Source organism: Thalassospira sp. TSL5-1 (assembly GCF_001907695.1).
Taxonomy (GTDB): domain Bacteria; phylum Pseudomonadota; class Alphaproteobacteria; order Rhodospirillales; family Thalassospiraceae; genus Thalassospira.
In genome coordinates this window covers 1-375 of sequence record NZ_KV880662.1, presented here as the reverse complement: position 1 = coordinate 375, position 375 = coordinate 1, and the positions used below count along the sequence as shown (strand labels likewise).

The 375-nt window shown below is 54.7% G+C and carries 1 pseudogene; it reads right to left on the bottom strand.

Features of this window, described 5'->3' with window-relative positions:
- Window positions 1–75: 75 nt before the first annotated feature.
- A pseudogene (locus LF95_RS22560) lies at window positions 76–375 on the bottom strand (polyprenyl synthetase family protein); the annotation flags it as partial.

Below are 375 nucleotides of genomic sequence, written 5' to 3'. Positions count from 1 at the left end.
GGGTATTAATCGGTATTGAACCGGTACGCAAGGAATTTTTTTATCAACATCCGCACGCGGAATGTTTTGGCACCGTTAATAGGGCCGGGAAATGCAAAATTCGACAGCTTCGATCATGGCATCCTTGATCGGACCGTCGGCAAAACCGGCCAGGTCATCAATGGCTAACTGGCCATATTCGCGGGCACGGTCCATGGTCGCTTCCAGGGTGTTGTATTTGCGGATCAGGCCTTGTGCATGGTCCAGGTCGCCATCGCGGAAATCCTGGTCTTCCATGCAGCGGCGCCAGAAGGCCTTTTCGTCCGCGTCGCCATTGGCATAGGCGATAATGACGGGCAGGGTCACTTTGCCATCGCGGAAATCATCGCCGACGGT